The 6,286-nt window shown below is 61.4% G+C and carries 5 protein-coding genes; 2 read left to right on the top strand and 3 right to left on the bottom strand.

The features are described from left to right. Window positions 1–103 precede the first annotated feature (103 nt). The 3 genes from MHX52_RS08195 to MHX52_RS08185 all read right to left on the bottom strand — a co-directional run bounded on the left by MHX52_RS08195 (window position 104) and on the right by MHX52_RS08185 (window position 2,238). Window positions 104–511: a DUF3800 domain-containing protein gene (locus MHX52_RS08195; protein ID WP_239317609.1), complete on the bottom strand. Its 408-nt coding sequence runs from the start codon at window positions 509–511 to the stop codon at window positions 104–106. Between the two features lie 282 nt (window positions 512–793). Further along, window positions 794–1,414 (bottom strand): DUF402 domain-containing protein, encoded by a 621-nt coding sequence (locus MHX52_RS08190; protein WP_035005570.1) that lies wholly within the window; start codon window positions 1,412–1,414, stop codon window positions 794–796. Window positions 1,415–1,551: 137 nt separating this feature from the next. Next, the gene (locus MHX52_RS08185) at window positions 1,552–2,238 is read right to left on the bottom strand and encodes a hypothetical protein (RefSeq protein ID WP_035005571.1); all 687 of its coding nucleotides are present in this window, start codon (window positions 2,236–2,238) and stop codon (window positions 1,552–1,554) included. Between the two features lie 299 nt (window positions 2,239–2,537). Between MHX52_RS08185 and typA the strand changes: the two genes are divergently transcribed. Beyond that, a complete protein-coding gene (gene typA, locus MHX52_RS08180; RefSeq protein WP_035005573.1) occupies window positions 2,538–4,454 on the top strand; it encodes a translational GTPase TypA in 1,917 nt (638 codons plus the stop codon). Window positions 4,455–4,537: 83 nt separating this feature from the next. Continuing rightward, window positions 4,538–6,283, top strand: coding sequence for an ABC transporter family substrate-binding protein (locus MHX52_RS08175; RefSeq protein WP_239317607.1), 1,746 nt, complete (start codon window positions 4,538–4,540; stop codon window positions 6,281–6,283). Window positions 6,284–6,286: the final 3 nt, after the last annotated feature.

Genomic DNA, 6,286 nt, shown 5'->3' with positions numbered 1-6,286 from the left:
CCTCATGCACCACCCAGGAGAACATCGTGACGACCACCACCAGCTAACCGCCTAACCAAGCCCCGAACTTCATATCGAGCCGAAAGCACAAACGGCTACACCACTACACCGGACTTGACCTTTCATTCTCTCCAGTATCTTCGTTTGTTCCTCGAGGTTTCTCCTGTCCGTAGAAGACAACTTGGGCGTCTAGCTTGTCGAGGATGTTGAGAAGTCGGTTAATAAGGCGGCGCAGTTCAGAGTATTTCTGGGCGTTGCGGGTGGTGAGTAGTGCTGCACCCTTCTTCTCCCAATGCTCTACCTTCTTGCCTTTAGCCCTAACTTTGGCTTCTATTTCCTCTCTGAGCCCCGTTTCTTTTAGGTGTTTGAAAGAGCCGGAGAGTCGTCGGACATTCTGAGCGGGGATTATGAATCCACCGATGCCGAAAACTGGGTGGGTCTTAAAACGTGCATCGTATCGATTGATGTATGCGCCGTTGTGCCCAAATTCGTCGAAGTATCCGATGTACATTGATTCCCCCTAATATGCACGAAAGCCCGTGTGGTGTTCACACGAGCCTCGGAAGTGGAGCACCTAGGTGCGTCCTCTACCGAGTCTAGTGTGGCTAGCTATCTGTGGTCAATATGCAGTGCGGGTTATGGCGTATTCAAATCGCCATTCGTCCGGGGCTGTGTAAGAGCTTCGCAGAGCTTTAGTTTCAGGGTTGCCTGAACATAACGATTATGTCCTCCGCACCCGACAGAAGGAGTAAAGGTGTTCGATTTCGGGCTGATGGCATGGCTGTCGAGGGCGCTAGTAACCCAAACGCACGCCCTGGGTGGCCAGCCAATCGGCCACGCTGCCGTGCTCGTGCAGCCCATCCAGCAGTCGCTGCGTGGAATCCAGCGCTCTGCGGGCTTCGTCGGCGGTGATGTAACCCGCCAGGAGTGCTTCGCCCAACTCGTCCAGGTCCAGTACCTGGACTTTCGTCTTTGAAGATGTGCCCGGGACGTAGCTAGAGCTCGACTGAGATTGTTCTGGGGAGGGAGCCTCCGGGAGGTGCGTCACCACATCCACGTAAATGTCGCGGGTGCGCCAGGTTGGTGGGGTGGTGGCGTCATCAATCTCGATAAAGGCTATGTCTATATAGAGATCCTGCGTGGGCTCGATACCGTCGAAGAAGTGGAACTTATTGAGGCGAATGTCCAGGTGGGGGACTAGCCAGGATTCGAGGTAGTGAAAACGCGGGTGGCCGGGAGTGGGGCGGCGCATGTAAAGCACTGGGTTGGGGTGGGCAGTGCCAGACTGCACAGTGGCGGGCTGGTTGGGGGACAGTTCGTAAGCGTCGACGGCGCGCTCGAAGCCCTTCGGGTCGATATTGATCGCGCGGGAGAGGTCGAAGGTCTCTTGTTTTACTTTGTGCAGGTCAGCCATGGCTTTGTGTGCTTGTGGTGAGTAGTGCGGGCGGGGCCAGAAGGGGATGTGTGGGTAAAGGCCGAAGGTATGAAAAAGGCCGCGCAGGAAAGCGCGGCCGTGGGGTCTGAAACCCAGGGGTATCTAGGCGAAAGCTACTAGACCTGCAGCAGTGCCGCGGTCGGCAGGAAGTTGCAGTTGGAGTTGCCGGACTCCTTCTCGTGAGTGGTTACGCCACCCTCGAGCAGGGCGATGACGGTGCCCTTGCCAGTCTTGGCAACACCGTTGACCGTGGCCGGGCCCTTCGGGTTGATGCCGGTGTAGCCCAGCGGGGTGCGGCCCATCTTGCCAGTGTTGATGTTGATCCAGTGGACGTTCATCGCGGTGGTCTGCTTCTTAGCTACCGTGCCGGTGCCCATTGCGGTGAAGACGAAGTTGACCTCGCCAGCGCCGATACCTGGCAGCGGGAGCTTTGCTGGCCCGGGCACGCCCATTGCGGTGCCGACAGCCTTGTTCTTGCCGCCGATGCACTGGCCGGAAACGGTCGGCCAACCGAACTGGGTGAACGCCGGGGCGTTCTCCGGAACGTCAACGCCCGGCTTGCCATCGCCACGGAAGAAGCCGACCAGCTTCTTCAGGGAAGCCTTCACGTTCGGCGGCAGCTGCGGGTTGTTGGCGAAAGCCTCGATCTGATCCAGGACGTGCGGCGCGGGGCGGCCCAGGTGATCGATGGAGCCCTGTACCTGGGCGCCGGCGGTAGTAGGAGCCACCACGGTCGGGACTGCCAGTGCGCAGGCAGTGGTCAGTGCAGCGGCGGCACGGGTCAAGCGTCGAGAGAAAGCCACGGTGAACCTTTCGGGTTTTTATTCAGTCATCTCAAATGCGTTTAAACAGAAGATGGGAACAACATTAGTCACATCTGTCACATTTGTCACGCTAGTAACGTTCGCTGGGAACCTTTTGTAAACAATAACACCTGTCTGCAAGCTTTTCTCAAGGTTTTGGGAAAAACTTCTTCGCGCCCTATGCGTTATTGTGGAGGACTAAAGGAGTAGGCTGTGAAAGGTTCCCCTGAAGTGCCTACGCTGCACAACTAGCTTGAACTCAAGACTCTAAACACCCAAGTAAAGGAAAGTTCGGATCTGTGTCTTTGACTGAATTCCGCAATGTCGCCATCGTCGCGCACGTCGATCACGGCAAGACCACTCTCGTCGACGCCATGCTGCACCAGTCCGGCGCCTTCTCTTCGCACGGCGAAGTGGAAGAGCGCGTGATGGACTCTGGCGACCTGGAACGTGAAAAGGGCATCACGATCCTGGCGAAGAACACCGCCATCCACCGCAAGGGTCTGGGTAAAGAGGGCAGCGACCTGATCATTAACGTGATCGATACGCCCGGCCACGCCGACTTCGGCGGTGAGGTCGAGCGCGCCCTGTCCATGGTGGACGGTGTGGTTCTTCTTGTTGACGCCTCTGAGGGGCCACTGCCACAGACCCGTTTTGTGCTGGGCAAGGCTCTGGCTGCCAAGATGCCGGTGATCATCTGCGTGAACAAGACCGACCGCCCGGACGCCCGCATCGATGAGGTCGTCGAAGAGTCCCAGGACCTGCTGCTGGAGCTGGCCTCCACCCTGGAGGACGACGAGGCTGCAGAGGCCGCCGAGCAGCTGCTGGATCTTCCTGTGCTGTACACCTCCGGCCGCGAGGGCAAGGCCTCCACCGAGAACCCGGGTAACGGTAACGTTCCGGACTCCGAGGACCTGCAGCCGCTGTTCGACGTGCTCTACGACGTCCTGCCGGAGCCTTCCGCAGACGTGGACGGCCCGCTGCAGGCGCACGTCACCAACCTGGACTCCTCCTCCTTCCTGGGTCGCATTGGCCTGGTGCGCATCCACGCCGGCCGACTGCGTAAGGGCCAGCAGGTCGCCTGGATCCACTACGACGAGGACGGTAAGGAGCACGTCAAGACCGCCAAGGTGGCCGAGCTACTGCGCACCGAGGGTGTGACCCGCGTGCCGGCCGAGGAAATGATCGCCGGCGACATCGCCGCTATCTCCGGCATCGAGGACATCATGATTGGCGATACCCTGGCCGATCCCGAGAACCCGGTTGCCCTGCCGCGCATTACCGTCGACGAGCCCGCGATCTCCATGACCATCGGCGTGAACACCTCTCCGATGGCAGGCCGTGGCGGCGGCGACAAGCTGACCGCCCGTATGGTCAAGGCCCGCCTTGACCAGGAGCTGATCGGTAACGTCTCTCTGCGCGTGCTGCCCACCGAACGCCCGGATGCCTGGGAGGTTCAGGGCCGTGGCGAGATGGCTCTCTCCGTTCTGGTGGAGACCATGCGCCGTGAAGGTTTCGAGCTGACCGTCGGTAAGCCGCAGGTGGTTACCCGCACCATCGACGGTACGGTTCACGAGCCCTACGAAAACCTGGTCATCGACGTCCCGGAGGAGCACCTCGGCGCCGTCACCCAGCTGCTGGCCGCCCGCAAGGGTCGCATGGAGTCCATGGACAACACTGGCACCGGCTGGATCCGCATGAAGTTCATCGTTCCGGCCCGTGGCCTGATCGGCTTCCGCACCGTGTTCATGACCGAAACCCGCGGCACCGGCATTGCCAACAGTTACTCCGCTGGCTACGAGCCGTGGGCGGGCGAGATCAAGGGCCGCGCCTCCGGCTCCCTGGTTGCCGACCGCTCCGGCCAGATCACCGCCTACGCGCTGATCCAGCTGGCAGATCGCGGCACCTTCTTCGTCGAGCCGGGCGCAGAGGCTTACGAGGGCATGGTCGTCGGCGCGAACAACCGCGACGAAGACATGGACATCAACATCACCAAGGAAAAGAAGCTGACCAACATGCGTTCCGCAACCGCGGACGCGACGGTGACCTTGGCCAAGGCCCGCACCCTGACCCTGGAAGAGGCCATGGAGTTCTGTGGCTTCGACGAGTGCGTCGAGGTAACCCCGGAGGTCATCCGCGTGCGCAAGGTGACCCTGAACGCCACCGATCGCGCCCGTGCCCGTTCCCGCGAGAAGCAGCGCAATAACAACTCCTAAAGTTGCCCTTGTTCTCGCTCTTTCCACTGTCTAGCTCGTCGGCGCGCCGTTCCTCTGGCGCACGCCGTCGCGGTTTTTGGGGTGTGACGCCCACCGCCGCGACCGCCCTGACGTCGGCGACACTCGCCTTAACGCTGGCCGCCTGCCAGGCGAATCCGGGCGAGGCTCCGACGGTGGAAGACCCCTCCGCCTCCACCCAAACTCAGCAGCCGCAGCCGGTTGATGAGAGTCTGCGGGAGATCGCGGTGGGCGTGGATCGCTTCACCGGCAACCTCAACCCGCACCTGGTGGGTAACCGCAACCCGGTGGTGGCGGCGGTTGCCGACTTGACCCTGCCGAGCGTCTACACAGATGGCTCGATGGGGGAGAACCTCAACGATGATCTGATCAGCGAGGTCAAGCCAAACGACCGGGAGAATCCGACGGAAGTGGTCTATACCCTGCAGCCGGAGGCGCAGTGGTCCGATGGCACGCCCATCACCATCTCCGACTTCCAATACCTGCATAAAGCGATTGTGGACGAGCCCCTCGCGGAGGCGAAGGGGCTGTACCGCCACATCACCTCCATCGAGCCGGAGAAGAAGGAAAAGAGCTTCAAAGTTACCTTCGATAAGCCGCTGAACACCTGGAAGCGACTGTTCACGCACCTTTTGCCCAGCCACATTTACCGGGCAGAGGGGCGCAGCTTCAGCACGATGATGGACGGCGGCTCCGTCGCTTCTGCGGGGCAGTACTCCGTGAAGTCCGTGGACGAGGGGCGCGGCCTGCTGGAACTGCAGCGCAACGACCGTTACTGGGGTTCGAAGGCGGCCAAGACGGACATCATCCGCTTCACCGCCGTGCCGAATGAATCTACCGGCGCGCAGATGATGCGTACTGAGCAGATCCAGATGTACATGACGCACCGTTCGGCCACCACCGACCTGGCTCTTAACCAGCTGCCCTACACGCAGATGCGCAACACCGCTCGGGGGGTGCAGCTGAACCTGCAGCTCAACCAGGCCAGCCCGATTTTCGCTGACCAGCAAACCCGCCGCCGGGTACTGGGCGCAATCAACGCGGAGAGGATCGCACGGATCGTCTCCCAGGATCCGGAGGTAGAGGCCCCGCGCTGGAACGTGACCCCGAAGACCGCCGCGGAGATGCCGCGTGGCCTGCAGTCCGACCAGCGCCCCGACGGCATCGTCATCGGCGCAGTCACTGACGATCAGGTGGCGGTGGATGCCGCCCGCTCCGTCGTGGACCAGTTGCTGCACGCCGGAATTCCCGCCACCGTGCGCACTGGCAACGCGGGGGAGATTCTCGGTTCGGCTGTGGAGCAGGGAGAAGTCGATGGCGTGGTGACGTGGCAGCGCAGCCCGCAGGCCACCTTCGAATATGTGGAACAGTACGGTTGCACCACCGCTCCCGTAGGGGAAGACTCCGCGAAGCCGTCTGGCGACGCAGATTCGAAGGACCCGGCTGAGGGGAGCGACAGCGGGGAAGAAGGGGCGTCACTCCCCAACATCCCCAAGGGCGGCAACCTCAGCGGCACCTGCGACCGTGACCTGGAAGAACGCTTGAACAAGCTTAGCGAAGGGCGCGCCGAGCTCAACGACGAGCGCGAGAAGCTGGACGAGCGGATCGCGGAGATCTCCACGGTGCTGCCCATCCTGTCCGACCGCTTCACCGTGGTGACGTCGGACAGACTCAACGGACCGACCCCGGGGCTGGAAGACTGGCCGCTGGACAACAGCAGCTCGGTACTGATCTCGGCGCCACGGTGGACCCTGAGCCCCATCGAGGAAAACAAACGCAACGCCGCAGAAAATGCCCTCAAGGAGGATTAACCC

Source organism: Corynebacterium sp. ACRQJ, assembly GCF_022346045.1.
Taxonomy (GTDB): domain Bacteria; phylum Actinomycetota; class Actinomycetes; order Mycobacteriales; family Mycobacteriaceae; genus Corynebacterium; species Corynebacterium evansiae.
Note: the sequence above shows the minus strand (reverse complement) of the source record. Positions and strands in the feature narration are given on the sequence as shown.